Genomic DNA, 22,328 nt, shown 5'->3' on the forward strand with positions numbered 1-22,328 from the left:
CCAGTTCCAGCACTTGTTCTACATTTTTTCAGAAGTAGCCGCGAGTTTACTTGTTAGGCTGCGATTGGTTTTAATCAGTGCGATCGCTCGGTCGATAAACGTCACCAGGAGAGTGGTCGGGATTAATCTCAACCACCAAGTCTACCGTCCTAGGATTTCTCGTCAGCGGTTTGATAAATAACTCTGGGTGGAGCGATTTCCAGAAATACTTGACAAATTCATCAATTTCCGAATCTGTCATGCCAGATTTACCAGCAGCAATCATGTCGTGTTCTGCCTGCCGTCGCCACTGCACAGACAGACGATAATCAACGGGATACAGCATCATCAGCCGATCTAACCGTTCCCACAAAGGTACATAGTCCTGCAATCGGGCATTCATGTCACGGGCAAACGTTCGCTCAGTAGCGGTTACAATCGGCGGTGGCGCATTGTCAAAGGTAGCGGGGTCTATGGGACGGACGCCGACAAACCACCCTTCAAACAGGATGATATCGATGTTTTGGACAATTTCTGGCTGCGTCCTATCACCGGCACCTTCCCAGGCAGATTTATCAAAGCGGGGGACTGGAATCGGTTGCCCGGATGGCTGACGCAGACAGTCCAAAACGTCTAAACCCAATTGAATATCGTGGGTTCCGGGTGGCCCGCGCCAGATTAAGCGGGGGTCTTGCTTTCTTAAGGCAAGGCGATCTCGATAGGTTTTGTAAAGGTCATCCAAGGATAGGCTGAGTGTCGAGTTCCCTAGGTGTTTGAGAATTAAGGTAAGGACGGCTCCCAGAGTCGTTTTGCCAGTTCCCTGTCCCCCTAAAATTCCCTGGATGAGGGGGCGTCCTAACTGTTGCCGATCCTGCGCTAGTTTTGTGGCTAAGGGAAGCCAGAGGTTCCAAAGCGTTTCTAAACTAAGGACTAGGAACTGCGGGCTAAGGACTGAGGAAAGATGGGGATAGATTAAGAGGAACAAATGCGATCGCTTGCGGATGACTTCCTCCACATTGGCGGGTGCGATCCCAAAAGCTTTCGCCCGGAAGTCATCTGCTAGCGCCTGTGCTGCCAAATGTTCCAACTGTGCTGAAGTCGGCGTTTTTCTAGCGATCCAATCGTTAAAAATTTGGCGAAGAGAGTCCATCACGAACCAAGTTTAAAGGCTTCAATAAATAAACTGTAAGTCAGACCAATTTTCAGCGCATTCAACATTTCTGTCACTAATAAGCGGTTGGGAACGCCTTCACCTGTTGGCACAACTCGCCGGTTTCTGCCGTAAACGAACCGATTCACGGTTTCGGTGAAAAAAATTAAAAATCCAGCGGCAATCACATCCCAGTTAGCGGTTTGTCCCGCTGTTGTGGGAATAGCGGTTCCTAGAAACACGCCCACTAATAGGCTCATCACCACCAGCGATATCCGTCGCCAGGGATTGCGAAACCATCGCCTCAGCTGTTGGCTGACAACATCAAAGAGATTGTTGAGACGAGTCCTTTGCATCGTTGAGGCTGACTCCGAAGTAATGTCCTGCTTTCCAAAAGCTTTTTTTAATTATCTGATGCTCCTACCACTTCCTCGATTGGGAAGTTTTATAAAGCTGGAGGCGGCGATCGCGCTAAGCGCCGCCTTAATAAAGATTTGTGTTTGTAATATAGAGATTTATTTAGAATCAAAAAATTTCTTAAAAGTAAGGGCATTCTCAATACAGATGAGATGATGTGTCCGTGCCTTCTCCTATGCCAACCAGCATACAGATAGCCCTGGCAACGGTAATCAGGAGACAACTTAGGATTGGAGCGATCGCGCTGCGGCAATGGGGTAGCGATCGCTCCATTTTACATATCCAGCGTAGGTTTGCACTTACTCCAAATTCATTTTCTAATCGTGAGTAACTTATAAAACGCAATAAACAAAACTCAACACCTCTCATACGCTCTATAAGATTTAAAAATTGAATTCGGAGCTTATAGAAAAAAAGGTATCAATTCAATCTGTGTCAATTTCGCGACAACTTATGCCGGAGAAATTTCTCGAAAAAGCCTCCTCTCCTAGAATCTATCAATATCACACATCAATACTATACTTATCTAACTTCCAAAAAGAGCATCAACCTAACGGGTTATCAGCTTTCTCCTTTGCCCCTTCATGAAGGAGCCAAAACACTTATTTATCAGGGTATTAAAGAGGCTGAACTAACCTCTGTAAGTATAAAAGCCCTGAAAGCGGAATATCCCACTCTTGAAGAAATTTCTCGATTGAGACATGAATATAAAATTTTACGACCTTTGGATATAGAAGGGGTTGTCAAATCCCTGGCATTAGAAAACCATAACAACGGTCTAGCGCTGGTACTAGAATATTTTGATGGAGAATCTCTTGAAAAAGTTATCAATTCTCCCTTAGGGACTGATTTAACCCAGTTTCTTATGATTGCCATTCAGTTAGCAGATATCCTTGCCGCCCTGCATCAAAACCAGATTATTCATAAAGATATTAAACCCCACAATATCCTGATAAATTCTAAAAATGGTCAAGTTAAAATTATAGATTTTAGTATTTCATCGCGTCTTTCTAGAGAAACTCAGACACAAGGTAATCCCACTTTACTAGAAGGCACCCTTGCCTATATGTCGCCCGAACAAACAGGGAGAATGAATCGGTCGATTGACTACCGTACCGACTTTTACTCCTTAGGCGTCACCTTTTATCAAATGCTGACGGGAAATTTACCTTTCTCTTCTACTGACCCGCTGGAACTCGTTCATTTTCACATTGCTAAACAACCCGCTTCTCCCAACCAGCTCAATCCAAAAATCCCGGCATCAATTTCAGCGATTGTGATGAAATTATTAGCTAAAAACGCTGAAGCTCGATATCAAAGCGCCCAAGGATTAAAGGTAGATTTAGAAGAATGTTTCGTTCAATTGCAAAGACATGGCAAAAGTGAATACTTCCTTCCAGGTCAGCGAGATAAATCTGGGAAATTGTTCATCCCCCCAAAACTGTACGGTCGTGAAACTGAAGTAACCACCCTAATGGATGCCTTTGACCGAGTCAGTGCTGGAACTACCGAGATGATGCTAGTTTCTGGTTATTCAGGCATCGGTAAATCTTGCTTAGTTTAGGAATTTCATAAACCCGTTGTGCGTCAGCATGGATATTTTATTGCCGGTAAGTTTGACCAGTTTAAGCGAAATATTCCTTATGCTGCTTTGATTCAAGCTTTGCAAGAATTAATCCGACAACTATTAACGGAAAGTCAGGAACAAATAGTTTTTTGGAAGGAAAAGCTAGAAAAGGCTTTGGGAGCGCAAGGTAAGATTGTTATTGATGTTATACCCGAAGTCGAGCTAATTATTGGAGTTCAGCCAGAAGTTCCGCAACTAGAACCCAGTGAATCTCAAAATCGCTTCAACCGCGTGTTTCAACAGTTTATTCATGTTTTTACAAAGCCAGAACATCCGCTGGTTATTTTCTTAGATGACTTACAGTGGGTAGATTCAGCTTCTTTAAAATTAATCCAACTGCTGATGACTGAACCCGACAGTCAATATCTGTTAATGATTGGAGCCTATCGAGATAATGAAGTTAGTCAAAGTCATCCGTTGATGCTGGTTTTGGACGAACTTCAAAAAACAGAAGCAGTTGTCAATAACATTCTTCTTCGTCCTTTAAACATTGAAAATGTCTATCAATTAGTAGCTGATACCCTTCAAGAAACCCAAAGAGCGAAGGAAATCGCTGACATTGTCTTTCATAAAACTCAAGGAAATCCCTTCTTTCTAACACAACTGCTTCAGACTCTTCACTCCGAACGTTTTTTACATTTTGACTTTGTTGAAAGTCGCTGGCTCTGGAATCTTGAGCAGAGCCAAAGGATTGGGATTACAGATTATAACGTCGTCGAACTGGTTGCCAGAAATATCCAAAAATTGTCCGAAAAAACCCAGGAAGTCCTAAAATTAGCTGCTTGCATTGGAAACCAATTTACCTTAGAGGCCCTATCCATTGTCAATGAGCAATCTTTAATCAATACTGCTGACGATTTGTGGGAGGCGCTTCAGGCTGGTTTAGTTTTACCTTTGAGCAATACTTATAAAATCCCTCTATTTTTTGACCAATCAGAAAAAGGAGATTTACTGATTGAGGATATCAGGATTAGTTATAAATTTTTACATGATCGGGTGCAGCAAGCGGCTTATTCTTTAATTCTGGAAGAGCGGAAAAAATTAACTCACCTAAAAATTGGTCAGCAGTTGTTACATAAAACAGCTAAATATGCGCTGGAAGAGAATATTTTTGATATTGTTAACCAGCTAAATATCGGGGTAGAGTTGCTTTCTAACCAAGCAGACAAAGATGAACTTGCCCAACTCAATCTGATGGCTGGGAAAAAAGCCAATGCAGCATCGGCTTATGAAGCATCTGCCAGATACTTAACCGCAGGGCTAAGACTGCTTACTGAAAATAGCTGGCAAAGCCACTATGATTTGACGCTCACACTTCATCTTGAATCCGCGGAAGCAGAATACTTAAATATCAACTTTGAGCAGGCAGCTACTTTAGCTGGAGTTGCCCTAGAACAAGCTACAAGTTTAATCGACGAAGTAAAGGTAAACGAGCTACAAATCCAGATTTATATCTGTCAATTTCAGATGGTTAAAGCCGTCGATACAGGGCTACAAATTTTGGAACGGCTGGGAATTACTCTCGTAACGTTAACAAGTGACGAGAGTTTGGTAGTTGAGTTGCCCGGACTCGCGGACTTAGACAAGATTCCCCCAACGACAGCTTCGGATAAACTAGCCGGGTTGCGAATTTTAAAAACGATTTGTGCGCCTGTCTTCATGGCAAAGCCAGAGATTTTTCCGCAAATAATATTAACCATGATTAATATCTGCATTGAACATGGTAATTCGGCAATATCTGCTTTCGCTTATGGTCTTTATGGCTTGTTGTTGTCAGGGCTTGGAAAGATAGATGCTGGATATCATGCGGGTAAATTGGCATTGAAGCTTCTAGAACAATTTGATGCTAAAGAACGCAAGGCGAAAGTCTATAACTTGTTTAACGCCAATATTAGACCGTGGAAAGAACACGCTAAAAATAGTGTTGTTCACTTCCAACAAGGGCTTCAAAGCGGCTTGGAAACGGGAGATATTGAATGGGCGAGTTATTGTGGCGCTAACTTTTGCGGATATTTATATTTTACGGGCGATCGCTTAGATTCTATCGTGTAGCAACAAGCCCCTTACATTGAGGTACTTGTAAAGATAGACCTGCCTACGGGTATCCATTTTGCGAATATTTAGAGACGACTGGGATTAAATTTTCAAGGCAAAGCTGCGGATAAATTCCTATTGATTGGAGAAAGTTTTAATGAAGCCGAAACCTTGCCCCAGTTAATTGAATCGAAAGGTGGCACTGGCTTGTTTGTCGCCTATGTTGCCAAGACAATTCTTCTATATCAATTTAAAGATTACGAGGGCGCGATCGCTAACGCAGCTTTAGCCGCAGAGCAAGCTGGTTCTGCATTTGGTTTTATGCAGGTTGCCGTACTGAATTTCTACCATTCCTTGGCTCTTTTGGCTCATTATCCCCAAGTTAACGATACTGAGAAACAACAATACCTAAATACAGTAAATACCAATCAAGAAAATATGAAACATTGGGCGTATTATGCGCCAGTGAATTATCAACATAAGTACGATTTAGTAGAGGCAGAGAAGGCGCGGATATTAAAACAAACTTCTAGCGCGATGGAGTTGTATGAAATCAGCATTCAAAGAGCCAGACAGCAAGGATATATCCAAGAAGGAGCACTGGCTAATGAACTAGCGGCAGAGTTTTATTTCTCGCGCGGTAGAGAGAAGCTAGCTCAGTTTTATTTAACTGAAGCCTACTATACTTTTATTCGCTGGGGGGCAACGGGAAAATCTCAAGATTTGGAATCAAGATATTCTGAGTTTTTATCCCGGCTGCTACTTAGAGAAACGATTAGCATTGAGAGAACTTTGACGACGACCTATACAACAGTAACAGGTTCTGCTGCACTAGATTTGGCAGCAATTGTAAAAGCGTCAATTGCGATTTCATCAAAAATTGTTCTCGAACAATTCCTAGAAAAGTTGATCAATATTTTGGTTGAGACTGCCGGGGCGAGAAAAGGGATTGTTCTGCTAAAAGAAGCAAATCAATAGTTGCTATTTGCTAAAAAATTTTTGGGCAAACAAAGTTGTTTGGCTTTACCTTTAATTTCCCTTAAAAGTTGCGATGATTTACCGATTTCTTTAATTCAATACATCGAAAGAACTAAAGAAACGGTGGCTTTAGACTCCGCAACTACAGAAGGACTCTTTATCAATGACCCATACATTCTGAAAAACCAACCCAAGCCCATCTTAGGGTTGCCTATCTTTCACAAAAGACAGTTGACGGGGATTTTTTACTTAGAAAATGACTTAACTAAAGGAGCTTTTACCTCAGAACGCTTAGAAGTTTTAAAAGTATTGATATCCCAAGTCGCTATTTCAATAGAGAATGCCCAACTTTACAAAAACCTGCAAGGTTACTCTCACGCACTGGAAATTAAGAATAGCGATTTATCACAAAAAAGCCAGGAACTAGAACAAGCCCTTCACCAGTTACAACAAACTCAGACTCAATTAGTTCAAACCGAAAAAATATCTAGCCTGGGACAACTGGTGGCGGGGGTAGCCCATGAAGTAAATAATCCTGTTGGGTTCATTTCCGGTAATCTGCATCATGCTTCTGGGTATGTACACGATTTAATTAACTTAGTTAATCTTTATCAGCAACATTTTCCCGATCCACCTGCCGAGATTGAAGAGGAAGCTGAGACAATCGAGCTGGATTATCTGATGGAAGATTTGCCCAAATTTCTCACTTCGATGCAAGTGGGGACTGACCGAATTCGAGAGATCATGCAGTCTTTACGCAACTTCTCGCGGGTTGACGAAGCAATCGGAAAGCCTGCGGACATTCAGGCTGGGTTAGAAAGCACGTTGATAATTCTACAGCATCGTCTAAAAGCGAGCGCGGAGCGTCCGGCAATTGAGCTGGTGAAAGAGTATGGTGAGTTGCCGTTAGTGGAATGTTACGCCGGACAACTTAACCAGGTGTTTATGAATATTATGGCGAATGTAATTGATGCAATCGATGAGGTAATGAGTAAGAAGATACGGGGAATCGATAATCGACCCGAAAGTGCGAATTACCCCTTGCCAAAGATTCGGATTCACACGGAAGTAATTAATGGTGAGAAAGTAGCGATTCAGATTGCTGACAATGGACCGGGAATGCCGGAAAAAGTTCGGCAACGTCTGTTTGAACCCTTCTTTACAACGAAGCCGGTAGGCAAGGGGACGGGGCTAGGTTTATCCATTAGCTATCAGATTGTCGTAGATAAACATGGTGGGCAATTGAGCTGTGTCTCAGCGCCAGGAGAAGGGACGAAGTTTATGATTGAGATTCCGCTCAGGACAGCCCTCTCAAAAGTGTTATAGGGGCGGAAAACGCCCAAAGCTTAAGTGCCTAGAAGCGTCACCCAAGATTCTTGTTTTGTAGCGTAGATGAAAAATGGCGATGGGAGAGATCACTCACGCGAGGAGTCCATCTTTGGCGGAGCTTTTTGCCATTAAGGACGGTAAACTCCTGAAAGACTATCCAAAAGCTTATGATTTTAAAGGTTTACCCTGGGTTTCTGATTGCTGTGCTTTTAGGACTCATCGGGTTAGGACTGGGACTGCTTCAGGAGCGGGTGGAACTCAATTGGGCAAAGTTAGATGCTTCGTTGCTCTCAAAAACGAATGCTTCACTGCGGGAAAATCCTCCCGGCGCGGGAAAGTTGCCGAACTCTACACCAGTTGCCTCACCCACAGACGATCGACAAATCCCGCTCATTACGACTCGTCAAGGGCCTTTACGGGTGACGAATCAAACGGAGTATCCCCTGCGGCTGGCGTTGCTGACTTATCAGCCACCAACGACATCTTATGGAGAGCCAGCACACTGGGATTTTGCCCCAGGAGAAGGGGGGAGCCAGGGCGTGACCTTATCTTTGCCTGGAGGGGATTTGCAGCTAAAAAAGGGGGATATTTTGGTGGCATTTGCCCAAGATGGTTCCCGCCGGTATTGGGGACCGTATGTTGTGGGTGAGACGCCTCTGCCTGTCTGGAATGCTCAGGTGTCGGAATGGCAACTGGTTTTGCAATCTTAGGTCGTAGATAGTCGGGGGTCATTCGTTTATAGTCAGCAGTTAGAAGTCAGTTGTTTTTTCTTCTCTACGGACGAATTACCCATGACTTCTTATCAATTACCCATTCACCAATGACAATTTAGGGAACTCATAGGTTTTGCCAGAGTCAGGAAGTGCTGCTGGGTAGGTGGGAGTCATGACATCTTGCAATGGGTGCGCTGGCGTCGCATTTCCAGCTAGATTAAGGTCTGGGAAAATGCCTTTTGAGGTTGCCCATTACTGACGGACGGTTCGGGGGTTCATGAAATTTAGGGTTGAGCGAACGGTTAGAAGTTGGTGGAAATCTTGGGAGAAGCATCCCAGCGTGCTGGTGAGTCTATCGATTCTGTGGGTGCTAGTGGTTTGCTGGCTGGCTTTTGTGTGGAATTTAGGGAATATCGGTCTGGTTGATGAAACTGAGCCGCTGTTTGCTGAAGCTGCCCGCCAGATGACGGTGACGGGAGATTGGATTACACCGTATTTTAACGGGGAGACGCGCTTTGATAAGCCGCCGTTAGTTTACTGGCTGATGGCGATCGCTTATAAACTGATTGGCGTCAATGAATGGGCGGTGCGATTGCCTTCGGCGCTGTCTGCGATCGCTGTGACGGGATTAGGCTTCTATACGTTGCGCTACTATGGGCTTCCTTCTCCGAGTGCGGTGACGGGGCAAGCTAGGGATGGGATGATAACGCAGCGTCAGTTGTGGCTATCGGCTTTGCTGGGTGCAGCGGCGATCGCTCTAAATCCAGAAATGATTGTCTGGGGACGCACAGGCGTCTCTGATATGCTGCTAACCGGCTGCGTGGGTTGTGCGCTACTTTCTTTTTTTCTTGGCTATGTCAACACCAACCAACCCGCGATCCAAACTCGTTGGTATCTCGCTTTCTACGTGCTAGTTGCCTTGGCAATCTTGACGAAAGGGCCGGTCGGCATTGTCTTACCCGTTCTGATTATTGGGGCTTTTCTACTTTACCTGGGCAAGGCTCAGGAAGTGTTGCGGGAGATGTTTCCGATTCGGGGCTTGGCACTGGTGTTGGTTTTGGCAGTGCCTTGGTATGTTTTGGTGATTTTGCGGAACGGCGAAAACTACGTTAATAAGTTTTTTGGTTATCACAACTTGGAACGCTTCACAGGCGTTGTTAATCACCACTGGGCACCCTGGTATTTTTACTTCCTAGTGGTGCTGCTGGGTTTTGCGCCTTGGTCGATTTATTTGCCGGTAGCGATCGCCCGTCTCCGCTTTTGGCAGCGCAGCAAATGGCGGAACTCCCCCCGTTCCACTCATTTAGGTTTATTTGCTCTATTTTGGTTTGCCGGGATCTTTGGCTTCTTCACCGTTGCGGTGACAAAACTCCCCAGCTATGTGCTGCCTTTAATGCCAGCAGCAGGAATTTTGGTGGCACTTTTGTTCAGCGACCAATTGAGGACTGGGGTGAAAGGACTGAGAACTGAGGAAGAAGTCGGTAGTTCAGAATTAGCAGTTAACCAGCCGGAAGGAGAATTCCCCACTCAGTCCTCAGTCCTCAGTCCTCAGCCCTCATTCCTCCGTCCTTTGTTTTGGAGTGGCGTTGTCAATGTGGTGTTTTTATCAGTTCTGGCAGGTGCGCTTCTATACAGCCCAAACTTCTTAGGATATGACCCTGCCGTGCCCGATCTGCGCCAAATGGTTCAACGATCTGGTTTGACGGTGTGGGGAGGCATCATCTGGGGAGCAACCGCTATTTGGACAGGGTGGTTGCTGCTGAAACGACGGCGGTGGCGTTGGCTGTGGACTTCAAATCTAATCGGATTTATGGCTTTTATCATCTTTGTGGTAACGCCTGCCTACTTCATGATGGATCGAGCACGTCAGATGCCGCTGCGGGAATTATCGGCACGGATCGCCCAAGTCCAGCAGCCAGGAGAAGCCATATTAATGATTGGTTTCAAAAAACCGAGTGTCGTATTTTACACGCAGCGCCCGGTGAATTACTTTGCCAAAGTTAGCTCGGCAATGGAATACATTGAAGCGATCGCGGCGACTCAACCCAAGCCACCTTCGGTATTGATTTTGACTGAGCCTAAATATTTAGAGAACACAAAAATACAGCCCAAGGAGTACCAAAATTTAGGCAAAGCCGGTGCTTATCAACTCATTCGGTTGTCAAAACAAATCGTCGCCAGTGTCCAGCATCGACACTCTAGCTAAATGCTAAATTGTTAAACTGCCGCAGCTTGCAGTCATATCAAGCCTGGATAATTGCCCGTGATTAGAACACCTCACGCGCAATCCCTCTGTCTTTTCGCTTAGGGGTTGGGGGTGGAGAGGGCAGGAAATGCAGTGGTTCGGCAATGCTTGTTCGGCAAGCCGACTGGAATATTAGGTGAATAAAATTTCTGGTGGCATCATGATGAAATTCGGCGTTTTGGCACGACTGAGTTTGAAAGGATGAAAGCACCATCTTCAGGAAAAAGGAAAAATTTTTGGCATCAGTGCCGATTGCCGGTTGTTGGTAGCCTAATTTGTAGCCTAATTTTCCTTTGGCTTTTGCTAGCGATGCCGGTGCTCGCTGAAGATTTACCATCGCCGTCACCCGTCACAATAGAAACGCTGCGACAGATGCAGCAACAACTAGATCGGCAGCGGTCTAATTATTCTAAAGAACGCGATCGCTTATCAAAACTCCAAAAAGCCGCGAAGGGACAACTCAGTGGCTTGCAGCAAAACCTGGAATTAACGGGTACCCAGCTTAATGACTATCAGTACCAATTACAACGAGCCACTCAGGAATTAAAGACGTTGCAAGAGGATCTGGCGATCGCGGAACGCTCTTATCAACAAAAGCAAGCCGCCACAGTTGCCCGTTTGCGTTTCCTGCAACGCCAGCAACTCTCTCACCAAGGATGGGGAATCCTGCTTTCTAGCCAAAATCTCAGTCAATTTTCCGACCGGCGTCGCCAGATCAAATTGGTGTTTCAAGCCGACCAACAAATCTTGAAAAACTTGAAGGCGGAAGCTGACCAAATCGATCGCCAAAAAACCGAGATCGAACAGCAGAAAAACCAAATTGCTCTGATTACCCAGCAATTGCTGGCACAAAAAGCCGAATTTGAAGCTCAGACACAGGCTCAGCAGCAGCTCATTCAACGCTTGAATACTAACCGGCAAGCCTTAGAAGCAGCCGAGAACGTTTTAGCCGAGGATTCCGCAGGGATTAGCACTCTCATTCAAAAACGAGTTGCAGAAGCGAAGGCAAAAAGAGAAAGAGAAGCGGCAGCGAGCAAAGCCATTCTTCGCGGTCGCGACATTATTCGCGGATCGGGTATTTTCAGCTACCCCAGCGATGCGGGAATTACAAGCAATTTTGGTTGGCGAGTCCACCCGATTCTGGGCTACCGCCGTTTCCATTCTGGTCTTGACTTTGGGGGAAGTTATGGCAGCACGATCCGCGCCGCCAACAGCGGAGAGGTAATTTTTGCCGGATGGTATGGAGGTTACGGGAAGGCGGTAATCATCGACCACGGCAATGGCATCACTACCTTATATGGTCACGCCAGCGAAATCTATGTTTCGGAAGGACAATCTGTAAACCGAGCCGATGCAATCGCGGCGGTTGGTTCTACTGGCTTTTCTACGGGACCCCATCTCCATTTTGAGGTGCGTAAAAATGGCACACCTGTAGACCCGATTACCTTCCTTTAGGCTCATGAAAACTGACTCGTATCAGCCCTAAACTGGACAATTATCCGGGAATTTAACGGCAAACAATCAGATATTCTTAGTTTTATTGCGCGAGTAGTCTATTTCAACCAAACAAGTGTCAATCTCTTTCTCGAATCCTTCTAAAATCAGCAATTTTCAGAAAACACTGAATGTCATCGTCGTCGCCATGCCTGTGGTGGGATTTATCGCGGCGACCCTGGCTATCATCTTCTGGGAACGTGGGGTCCAGCCGCTGGATCTGAGCCTACTCGTAGGAATGTATGCCTTGACTTTCTTTGGCATCACTGTGGGGTATCACAGGTTTTTCACCCATCGTGCCTTTCAGGCAGGGGCATTTGTACGGGCTTTTTTAGCGATCGCTGGCTGCATGGCAGGTCAAGGCCCAGTCGCCAGCTGGGTGAGCCACCATCGCTGTCATCACCTCTACTCAGATACTCAACAAGACTTCCACTCACCAAATATTCACGGAGAAGGGTTTTGGGGAGTTGTTCAAGGCTTTTGGCACGCCCATACTGGCTGGCTGCTAAACGTCGATTGGACGCCCCCATACCCCTATGTCTCGGATCTCAATCGTGACAAAGTTGTCCAAAAAATCGACCAGCTCTACATCCTTTGGGTGCTACTTTCTCTGTTAATTCCGACGCTTCTGGGTGGAGTCTTAACCGGGTCGTGGTCGGGAGCATTGAGAGGCTTAATCTGGGGTGGAGGTATCCGGATTTTCCTCTTGCACCAGTTTACTTTTAGCGTCAACTCAGTCTGCCACCTTTGGGGAAAACGCCAATTTCCCACAGAAGATCAAAGTAAGAACAATCTTTTCGTCGCCATCATGACCCTCGGTGAAGGATGGCACAATAACCACCATGCTTTCCAGCACTCGGCAAGGTTTGGACTCAGATGGTGGCAACTTGATTTCGGTTGGTTGGGTATCCTCGCCCTCAATCGCTTAGGGCTTGTCTGGAATGTCAAAGTTCCATCCTCAAGCGAAATCGAACTGAAAAGCATCACTTCTTCAGTTGGATAGTAGGTGAATTTGACCCATTAGTCGCTGAAAGCATCTCATTTTGATATAAAACGCCTGGACTAACTCAAAAATGTTGTTAGGCGTTGTTAGAAAGCGTTAAACCCTGATATCCGAAAATTTCCTAGGGGCACGGCAATGCCGTGCCCCTACTTTTAGTGGAGATTACCTGCCTCTACAAATTAGGTTTATAGGGGTTTTCACTCTTAGTGCAATATAAAGAACCTTACCCGCAACCCCTCTCCGTGAACGGAGAGGGAATATTGAATCCCTCCCGGAAAAGCGGGCAGGAGTTGGGGTGGGGTTAAACCATACTGTATCCGATAGAGAATTGCTAGATTTTCTACCGCTATGTTTATGCAACTTTGGCGAATCTGCGATCGCGCAGTCGTCTCGCCTGCGATTAGACAGGTGTAGAAAAATTTCACGCGCTGTTAGTGATTAATGGTTATTCCTCTGTAGATATGAATGGTGCTGAGTTGAAAACTCATCATTAGTACCATTTCGGCGTTGTTGCTCTACATCGTCAGGCTAAGGTTGCCTCACCGTTGGGTGAGAGCAAATCCAAAATCCCCAATTGCTACTGACACATAACCATTAACACGCTAAATCAACTATGTCATATTCTTCTGTTCCTACCGGCATCCGAGATATCTTGAGCGAACGGTTTTCTCTACTGCCTCTGAAATTCTGCATCGATTGCTGGGGGACAGACAAGATAATGACCAATGAAACTTTTGATAACTCGCTTCCTCAACTCACTTTGCAGATTCATCATCCCGGAGTCATCCGGACGCTAATTCTGAGTCAAGATCCTTTGGTTCTAGCGGAAGCTTACCTTCGGGGCTTTTTAGACTTTACAGGTAACATCGACGATCTGATGCTCTTAGAAGCGCTTTCCTTTTCCCAATGCGATCGCAGCAAAGCAATCAAAGCTTGGATGGAAGCACTGAGTCTACCCCAATTGCCTTTATCGCAGCCAGAGAAATCACCTTGGCAGAAATTGATCGCTCATAGTCGCGATCGCGACTTGGCAGTTGTTCAATATCACTATGATGTTGGCAATGATTTTTACCGTCTTTGGCTCGATCCTTTACTCGTCTATTCTTGTGCCTATTTTGAACATCCTCAGATGAGCCTGCAAGAAGCTCAGCAGGCAAAGCTTGATTTGATCTGCCGTAAACTCCAATTAAAACCCGGCGAATATTTATTAGATATTGGCTGTGGCTGGGGAGCTTTGCTACGCTGGGCTGTAACTCATTACGGAGTGAAGGGATATGGTATTACTCTGAGTAAAGAGCAGCTGGCTTTTAACCAACAAGCGATCGCGAAAGAAGGTTTGGATACCCAGCTAAAAGTCGAGCTTCTCGACTATCGCAACTTACCCCAAACGCCAACCTTTGACAAAATTGTTTCAGTTGGGATGGTTGAACACGTAGGAATTAAAAACTACCCGATTTATTTTCAAAGTGCCTTATCTACCTTGAAGCCTGGGGGTTTGTTTCTCAATCACGGCATCACCGCGTCAGAAAAATGGGACGGTTCCAGCCTCAACGAACGCTTTGTTCAACGTTATATCTTCCCAGACGGAGAGCTGTCCAGGTTGTCCGATTCTTTAGCTGTCGCTGAAGAGACGGGATGGGAGATTGTCGATGTTGATGCTTGGCGGATGCACTACGCCAAAACAATGCGCTGTTGGGCGGCTAACTTGGATGCAGTGATGGAGAAAGCGATCGCCCTCAGCAGCGAACGTAAAGTCCGATTATGGCGGCTCTATCTCATCGGTTTCGCTCTTGCCTTTGAACAGAACCACATGGGGCTTTATCAAGTCCTATTGCGGCGACGAGCAGATAAAGCGTGGAAATTGCCGTTTACCCGTAAAGATTGGTTATATTAAGAGTTTTAATATTGCTTGTTTCTACTACAGAGTGATGCCACAGCCGTCACTTTGTACAATCAGAATACTCACGGCCTTGGTAGACCACTATGCCCAGAAAACAGCAAAGCTGGATTGTTTTTCAGGCATCAAGAGCAGAATCAGCGATTCTGACGCTGTGTTGCCAGAAGATTGAACATTTAAATACAGAAGTTCTTACACTGATTCCCCGTTTAAATTTAGTCTGCGTCATTACTTTTGTGGCTAACCTTATACCAAAGATAGGCTGACAGCAACATTTGTAGCCAGATTATTAACTTTGCACTTTGGCGAACGATTACTGTATAAATACCCTGGCATATTCCTGACCAGTCGAACACTGTATTTGACTCTAGTTACCAATTGAGACACAAACCAAATTATGCTAAAAATTCCAGGTTATACAATCACATCAAAAATTTACGAGGGAACAAAAACCGTTGTTTATCGAGGATATCGCCATCATGATGAGCAACCTGTTATTGTTAAGAGTCTTTGGCAAGAGTATCCAGCTCTCACGGAAATTGCCAAGCTTAAACATCAATATGAAATTGCTTATAACTTACCTATCCCAGGAATTGTTAAACCTTTAGAACTAGAAAAATATAATCAATATTGGTTTTTAATCTTGGAAGATTTTGGAGGAGATTCACTACAAAATTTCCTCTTAAAAAACAAAATTAATTTAAAAAGAAATATTCAAATAGTTATTAATGTTTCAGAAACAATTAGTCAACTCCATCAAAATAACATTATTCATAAGGATATTAAGCCTCAAAATATCCTTATTAATCCGGAAACGGGATTGGTAAAAATTACCGATTTTAGCATTGCCTCGCGTCTGTCTAGAGAAAACCAGATGATTGGCAACCCCAATTTGCTAGAAGGCACCCTTGCATACATATCACCAGAGCAAACGGGGAGAATGAATCGCTCAATTGATTATCGTACCGACTTTTATTCCTTAGGTGTCACCTTTTACGAAATGCTAACTGGAAGGGTGCCTTTTCAATCTAACGATCCGATGGAGTTAGTTCACTGCCATATTGCCAGCCTTCCAATTCCACCCAATCATCTGAATCCAAACATTCCACCAGCGGTGTCTGACATCGTAATGAAATTATTATCTAAAAATGCTGAAGATCGCTATCAAAGTGCCTTTGGACTCAAGGCCGATCTAGAGACTTGTCTAACCCATCTAGAAAGTACGGGGAAAATTAGCGATTTCCCACTCGGTAGACACGATATCTCTGATAAATTTCAAATCCCCCAAAAACTTTATGGTCGAGACTCCGAAATTGCTTCTCTCATGGCAGCTTTTGAAAGAGTCAGCCTTGGCTCGACTGAAATGATGCTAGTTTCAGGGTTCTCTGGAATTGGTAAATCAGCTTTAGTTAATGAAATTCATAAACCAATTGTACGGCAAAGAGGTTATTTTATCTCTGGCAAGTTCGATCAGTTTAAACGGAATATTCCCTACGCTTCCTTAATTCAAGCTTTTCAAGAATTAGTTCGACAACTTTTAACAGAAAGCCAAGAAAAAATAGACTTTTGGAAAACACAACTATTAGAATCTCTTGGTTGCAACGGTCAAGTCATTATTGATGTAATTCCAGAAGTGGAACTCATTATCGGCCAACAGCCACCAGTTCCAGAACTTGCTCCGACAGAAGCCCAAAATCGATTGAATTTAGTTTTTCAAAAGTTTCTCAGTGTTTTTACGACAAAAGACCATCCCCTAGTCTTATTTCTAGATGACTTACAATGGGCCGATTCAGCCTCATTAAAATTAATTTATCTGCTAATGACCGATCCGGATAGTAAATACTTACTCATGATTGGGGCTTACCGAAATAATGAAGTGAGTACAACTCATCCTTTAATGCTGACATTGGAAGAACTGAAAAAGAGCGATATTGCAGTAAATAATATCTCTCTTAACTCTTTAGTTATTAACAATGTTAATTCACTGATTGCCGACACATTTAAATCTGAATCAACAAAAACAAATTCTTTGGCAAAGTTGGTTTTTAATAAAACTAATGGTAACCCCTTCTTTTTAACTCAGTTTTTAAAATCTCTTTATGAAGAAAGTTTGTTTAATTTTAACTTAAAACAGGGATGTTGGCAGTGGGATCTTAAAAAAATTCGAGGAATGCAAATCACGGATAATGTAGTTGAGTTAATGGTGACAAAAGTTAAAAAGCTTTCTGATTCTACTCAGAAATCCCTAAAACTTGCAGCTTGTATTGGCAACGAATTCAATTTAAAAGTTTTATCGATTGTTAATGAAAAGTCTCAGGTAGAAACTTCTGTTGAACTTAGGGAAGCCCTTAAGGAAGGACTGATTATACCCATTGGGAATGCATATAAATACGTTCAAGATTATACAGAAGATACTTTAAATGCTTCTCTCAATAATGATTTAGCTGTTGCCTACAAATTTCTGCATGACCGCGTACAGCAGGCAGTTTATTCCTTAATCCCAGAAACTGATAAACAACAGGTTCATCTCAGAGTAGGTCAGCTATTACTTAAAAATACAGATCGAGAAGAACTAGAAGACAAAATTTTTGATATAGTTAATCAGCTTAATTGCGGCAAGGATATCATAAATAATCAAGAGGAAAGATATGAACTAGCAAATTTAAATCTAACGGCTGGTAAAAAAGCAAAGCTATCTACAGCTTTTGAACCGGCATTAAAATATATAACTGCTGGAATGGAACTGCTTTCAGAGAAGGACTGGGAATTCCAGCATCCGTTAATATTATCTCTTTATAAAGAACGCGCAGAATGCGAATACCTGAACGGAAACATTGATGAATGTGAAAAGTTTTTTGAAATTATTTTAAATAAAGCCGCGTCTAATTTAGAAAAAGCAAGTGTATATATTATGAAAATAATTATATATACAACTAACTTGATGAAAACTAAAGAAGCGATTGAAATTGGTAAAGCAGGATTGAGGTTATTTGGTATCTCCCTCCCGGATGGTGAAAAGGAACTAACAAAACTAATAGAATCTGAGACCCAAAAGGTTAAAGCTAATCTGGCAGGGAGAGAGGTTAAAGATTTGATTGATGCGCCAGATATGACCGATTTGGAGAAAGTAGCTGCTACAAAGATTCTTATAAATATGACTCCACCTGCCCGATTTATTGGCAAGCATATATTTGATTCAATAATGTTAAAAATGGTGAATATATCTTTAAAATATGGCAATTCAAATGTCACTTCTTTTGCCTATATGTCCTATGGATGGACTCTGGCAGGAAGAGATGAGTTTGAATCAGCTTATCAATATGGCGAATTAGCCTTAAAAGTGAATGAAAAATTTAATAATATAACTTTCAAATGTAAACTCAACATGATTTTCGGTTCGTATATTAGTCACTGGAAAAATCATTTGAGGACAGAGTGTGAGGGATATCTAAAAAATGGTTTTCAGAACGGAATTGAAATTGGCGATTTTCAATGGGCTACTTATTCAGCTTACTATCGAGCTGTTAAATTAACATTTAAAGGAGATAATTTGAATGAAGTTTATCAAGAAGCGCAAAAATATTTAGAGTTTACCTCTAAAAAGAAAATACGCTCTTTTATAGATATGTTTTTAGTCATCCAAAAGTTTGCTTTAAGTTTAAAAGGAGAAACAGAACAAGAAACAAGTTTTAACGATAATAATTTTAAAGAAGAAGATCATTGGGATGAATTGAAAAAAGTTCCAGCTCTTTATGTTACTTATTGTATTTTAAAGGCTCAACTACTTTATTTATACGAGGAATATGATGATGCGATGAAAGCGATCGCAGAAGGGGAAACACTGATCTCGATTCCTTTCGCGACCATCATGATACCGGAACATTATTTTTACTCTACTTTAATTCAAACAGCTTTTTATCCTACTTTGCTGGAAGCAGAGAAAGAGCAGGCAATGAAAAATATATTGATAAATCTGGAAAAGATGAGGAAGTGGTCTGAAGCTTGCCCAGACAACTTTTTGCACAAATATTTACTAATGTCCGCTGAAATAGCGCGAATTACCGGCAAAGAGGGGGAGGCTTTGGATTTATATGAAAAGTCAATTAACTCAGCTAGAGAAAATGATTATATCCAGAACGAAGCGATAGCCAATGAACTAGCGGCAAAGTTTTTTCTCGGTAAAGGATACACTGTGCTGGCAAAAGCCCATATTCTGGAAGCTCACTATGGCTATCTTAAATGGGGCGCGATCGCTAAAGTGAATGATGTGGAAGAAAAATATCCGCAGTTCTTTTCCGGAGTATCTGTAACCGGCAAAGCTGGGGGTCTAAGCAACATAATTTCTTCTAGTACTGGCAGCGATTCGGGATTGTTGGATGTAACGACAGTCGTGAAAGCCAGCCAAACCTTAGCAAGTGAGATCGTTTTAGACAAGTTGCTAGAAAAATTGATGAAAATTGTGATTGAGAATGCTGGAGCGCAGAAAGGCTTTCTCATTCTGGAACAATCAGGCAACTTAGCGATCGCTGCTGAGGGAGAAGTCGATCGGGCTGAGGTAACTGTTCTCCAATTTATTCCCGTAGAATCCAGTCATAAGGTTTCTCCTGCTATTGTCAATTATGTAAAAAGAACGAAGAATAATTTAGTTTTAAACGATGCCACTAACCAAGGCTTATTTAAATCAGATTCTTACGTTTTACAATATCAGCCTAAATCTATATTATGTCTTCCCATTATTAAGCAAACGCATCTAATTGGTCTGCTTTATCTTGAAAACAATCTGACGACTAATGCTTTTACACCTGACCGATTGAAAGTTTTGGAAATGCTGTCTTCTCAAATTGCTATCTCTCTAGAGAATGCCAAACTCTATGATGAGATGACAGCATTAAATGCTGACCTCAAGCAAGAAATTGACGAGCGCAAGCAGGCAGAAAATCGCTTACGCGAAAGCGAAGAGCGATTTCGATTGATTGCCGAAACTACTCCGGTTCCTCTACTGATAAGTCGTGTATCTGACAGCCAAATCCTGTATGCGAATATGGCGTGTAGCTCAACTTTGGGTCTATCCACGCAAGAATTGATAGGTCGTCAGGCACAAGAATTTCATTACGATCCTGAGGCTCGAAAAGAGTTGCTGAAGATACTGGCTAAAAATGGGTACGTCCGCAACTACGAATTTCAGGCAAAAAAGGTAGATGGAACGCCATTTTGGATTAATTTATCCATTCAGCCAATCGCATTCAACGGCGAGCAAGCAATGCTGAGTGGATTCCAAGACATTACCGAACGCAAACGGATGGAGGAGTTAAAAGACGAGTTTCTGGCAAATACCTCCCACGAACTCCGCACCCCGCTTAATGGCATCATTGGCATTACCGAATCTTTGATAGATGGTGTAACGGGGCATTTGCCTGAGAAGACAATTTATAATCTATCGATGGTAGTATCGAGCGCTCACCGGCTATCCAATTTGATCAACGATATCCTTGATTTTTCTAAACTGAAACATGGAAATCTACCGCTTAAAATCAAGCCGGTGGGAATGAGAGAAATTACCAACGTAGTGCTGACTCTCAGCCAGCCTCTAATTGGTAAGAAATCTTTGCAACTGCTCAATAAAATTGCTCCCAATACACCGTCTGTTAATGCTGATGAAGATCGGGTGCAACAAATTCTCTACAACCTGGTCGGTAATGCTATTAAATTTACAGATTCTGGTGTGGTAGAAGTGTCGGCATCTGTGGTCGAGGAGGGGCAGAAGGAAGATTCTTCTGACGCTGAATATTTACCTTATCTAGCGATTACCGTTGCCGATACGGGAATTGGTATCCCCCCAGAGAAATTTGGCAAAATCTTTGAATCTTTTGAACAAGCTGATGGCTCAACAGCAAGAATTTATGGAGGGACTGGTCTTGGTCTGGCGATTACTAAAAAGCTAGTGGAATTGCACAATGGGGAAATTTGCGTAGAATCTCAAATGGGCGTTGGTTCCCAATTTACGTTTACCCTACCCCTCTCAAAAGAGGTGAAGGTTGAAGAATTGAAGGTTGAAGAAAGGTTTAAGTTTAAAGAATTGAAACCTCGACTTGGAAACTTGCAACCTGCTAAACAGCAATTTGCAACCCAAAGTGGCGATGTCAAGATTTTGATAGTGGATGATGAGCCAGTTAACGTGCAGGTGCTGGTCAACTATCTATCGGAGCAAAACTATTCCTTAACTCAAGCCTTTAATGGCATAGAAGCATTGGCAGCGATCGCGCAGGGGCTAAGACCTGACATCATTTTATTGGATGTAATGATGCCGCGCATGACTGGCTATGAAGTTTGCAAGAAAATTCGCGAACAGTATTCGCTGAACGAACTTCCCATTTTGATGTTAACTGCCAAAAATCAAGTATCAGACCTGGTAGAAGGATTTAAGTCTGGTGCCAACGACTATCTCATTAAACCAATCTCGAAAAATGAACTTCTAGCACGCATCAACCTTCATCTTCAGCTATCTAATCTGGAGGCGCTGCGGCAAGCAGAAGCGCGAGAACGAGAGAAAGCACAACAGCTAGAACTCACTTTAAGCGCATTACAACGCACCCAAGCTCAGCTGATTCAGGCAGAAAAAATGTCTAGTATTGGGCAACTGGTGGCAGGAGTAGCCCATGAAATTAACAACCCAGTAAATTTTATTTACGGCAATCTTGCCCCTACAAATGACTATGCGCGAGACTTGCTCAATCTTATACAGATGTATGAGCAGTTTTACCCCGATCCAGTTCCAGAAATTCAGCGGGAGATTGAGACAATTGAATTGGAATATTTGAAAGAAGACTTCCCGAAAATCTTATCTTCTATGCAGGTAGGAGCCGAACGTATCCAATCTATTGTGCTGTCATTGAGAAACTTCTCGCGCTTGGATGAAGCAGAAATGAAGCCAGTAGATATTCATTCAGGCATTGAATCTACCTTGTTAATTTTGCAGCATCGGCTCAAACCCCAGAAAAACCGATTGGGGATTGAGGTGGTTAAAGAATTTGCTCGCCTGCCTAAAGTGGCCTGTTATGCGGGTCAGTTGAATCAGGTATTTATGAATATTCTCAGTAATGCAATCGATGCCTTAGAAGAGTTTTGTGGTTTATCGTTCGCGGGTCATGACCATGGACAATCAACCATGAATCATGAACAATCACCTACGATTTGGATTCGCACCTCTGTTGTAGAGGAGGATCGGGTTGCAATCCGGATTGGGAATAATGGGCCTAGCATGACAGAGGAAGTGCAAAAGAAGATATTTGACCCCTTCTTTACGACGAAGCCGGTGGGAGCTGGCACTGGCTTGGGATTGTCTATCAGCTACTCGATTGTGGTGGAACGTCACGGGGGACAGATTCGCTGTATTTCGTCACCCTTACAGGGCGTAGAGTTTATTATAGAGATTCCGATTCAGCAGCAAAAAAAAGGCTGATAT

General features: G+C 43.2%; 11 protein-coding genes and 1 pseudogene. 9 read left to right on the forward strand and 3 right to left on the reverse strand.

Annotation, left to right across the window (positions count from 1 at the left end):
* Positions 1-70 precede the first annotated feature (70 nt).
* On the reverse strand, positions 71-1,129 hold the full coding sequence (locus tag H6F52_RS08285) for a glycerate kinase (protein WP_190533785.1): 1,059 nt from the start codon (positions 1,127-1,129) through the stop codon (positions 71-73).
* A complete protein-coding gene (locus H6F52_RS08290; protein ID WP_190414525.1) occupies positions 1,129-1,485 on the reverse strand; it encodes a DUF565 domain-containing protein in 357 nt (118 codons plus the stop codon). The genes H6F52_RS08285 and H6F52_RS08290 overlap by 1 nt, the downstream gene beginning before the upstream one ends.
* A 635-nt stretch (positions 1,486-2,120) precedes the next feature.
* Between H6F52_RS08290 and H6F52_RS26380 the strand changes: the two are divergent.
* From H6F52_RS26380 to H6F52_RS08315, 7 genes and pseudogenes are all read left to right on the forward strand, one after another.
* Positions 2,121-5,225 (forward strand): annotated as a pseudogene (locus tag H6F52_RS26380) (serine/threonine-protein kinase PknK).
* A gap of 120 nt (positions 5,226-5,345) precedes the next feature.
* Positions 5,346-6,185 carry a hypothetical protein gene (locus H6F52_RS26385; protein ID WP_347276196.1) on the forward strand — a complete coding sequence of 280 codons (840 nt, stop codon included), beginning with the start codon at positions 5,346-5,348 and terminating at the stop codon, positions 6,183-6,185.
* A gap of 39 nt (positions 6,186-6,224) precedes the next feature.
* On the forward strand, positions 6,225-7,511 hold the full coding sequence (locus H6F52_RS26390; protein ID WP_242037206.1) for an ATP-binding protein: 1,287 nt from the start codon (positions 6,225-6,227) through the stop codon (positions 7,509-7,511).
* A gap of 170 nt (positions 7,512-7,681) precedes the next feature.
* Positions 7,682-8,224 (forward strand): hypothetical protein, encoded by a 543-nt coding sequence (locus H6F52_RS08300; RefSeq protein ID WP_190415911.1) that lies wholly within the window; start codon positions 7,682-7,684, stop codon positions 8,222-8,224.
* Positions 8,225-8,504: 280 nt separating this feature from the next.
* Positions 8,505-10,433, forward strand: a complete 1,929-nt coding sequence (locus H6F52_RS08305; RefSeq protein WP_190415912.1) for a glycosyltransferase family 39 protein — start codon at positions 8,505-8,507, stop codon at positions 10,431-10,433.
* Positions 10,434-10,673: 240 nt separating this feature from the next.
* On the forward strand, positions 10,674-11,927 hold the full coding sequence (locus tag H6F52_RS08310) for a M23 family metallopeptidase (RefSeq protein WP_190415913.1): 1,254 nt from the start codon (positions 10,674-10,676) through the stop codon (positions 11,925-11,927).
* A 115-nt stretch (positions 11,928-12,042) separates the two neighbouring features.
* Positions 12,043-12,969, forward strand: a complete 927-nt coding sequence (locus H6F52_RS08315; RefSeq protein WP_190415914.1) for an acyl-CoA desaturase — start codon at positions 12,043-12,045, stop codon at positions 12,967-12,969.
* A 203-nt stretch (positions 12,970-13,172) separates the two neighbouring features.
* Here H6F52_RS08315 and H6F52_RS08320 read toward each other — a convergent pair whose 3' ends face one another.
* The gene (locus H6F52_RS08320; RefSeq protein ID WP_190533611.1) at positions 13,173-13,394 is read right to left on the reverse strand and encodes a hypothetical protein; all 222 of its coding nucleotides are present in this window, start codon (positions 13,392-13,394) and stop codon (positions 13,173-13,175) included.
* A 188-nt stretch (positions 13,395-13,582) separates the two neighbouring features.
* Here H6F52_RS08320 and H6F52_RS08325 point away from each other — a divergent pair, with 188 nt between their 5' ends.
* Complete coding sequence (locus H6F52_RS08325; protein WP_190533613.1) at positions 13,583-14,863, forward strand: class I SAM-dependent methyltransferase; 1,281 nt, start codon at positions 13,583-13,585, stop codon at positions 14,861-14,863.
* Between the two features lie 400 nt (positions 14,864-15,263).
* Positions 15,264-22,325 carry an ATP-binding protein gene (locus H6F52_RS08330; protein WP_190533616.1) on the forward strand — a complete coding sequence of 2,354 codons (7,062 nt, stop codon included), beginning with the start codon at positions 15,264-15,266 and terminating at the stop codon, positions 22,323-22,325.
* Positions 22,326-22,328: the final 3 nt, after the last annotated feature.

It is taken from the genome of Coleofasciculus sp. FACHB-542, assembly GCF_014695825.1.
Classification (GTDB): Bacteria; Cyanobacteriota; Cyanobacteriia; order Cyanobacteriales; family FACHB-T130; genus FACHB-T130.

What these genes read in the sequence shown, in the direction of transcription:
- H6F52_RS08285 (WP_190533785.1), bottom strand. Translation starts at nt 1,129, where the DNA reads ATGGACTCTCTTCGCCAAATTTTTAACGATTGGATCGCTAGAAAAACG.
- H6F52_RS08290 (WP_190414525.1), bottom strand. Translation starts at nt 1,485, where the DNA reads ATGCAAAGGACTCGTCTCAACAATCTCTTTGATGTTGTCAGCCAACAG.
- H6F52_RS08300 (WP_190415911.1), top strand. Translation starts at nt 7,682, where the DNA reads ATGATTTTAAAGGTTTACCCTGGGTTTCTGATTGCTGTGCTTTTAGGA.
- H6F52_RS08305 (WP_190415912.1), top strand. Translation starts at nt 8,505, where the DNA reads ATGAAATTTAGGGTTGAGCGAACGGTTAGAAGTTGGTGGAAATCTTGG.
- H6F52_RS08310 (WP_190415913.1), top strand. Translation starts at nt 10,674, where the DNA reads ATGAAAGCACCATCTTCAGGAAAAAGGAAAAATTTTTGGCATCAGTGC.
- H6F52_RS08325 (WP_190533613.1), top strand. Translation starts at nt 13,583, where the DNA reads ATGTCATATTCTTCTGTTCCTACCGGCATCCGAGATATCTTGAGCGAA.
- H6F52_RS08330 (WP_190533616.1), top strand. Translation starts at nt 15,264, where the DNA reads ATGCTAAAAATTCCAGGTTATACAATCACATCAAAAATTTACGAGGGA.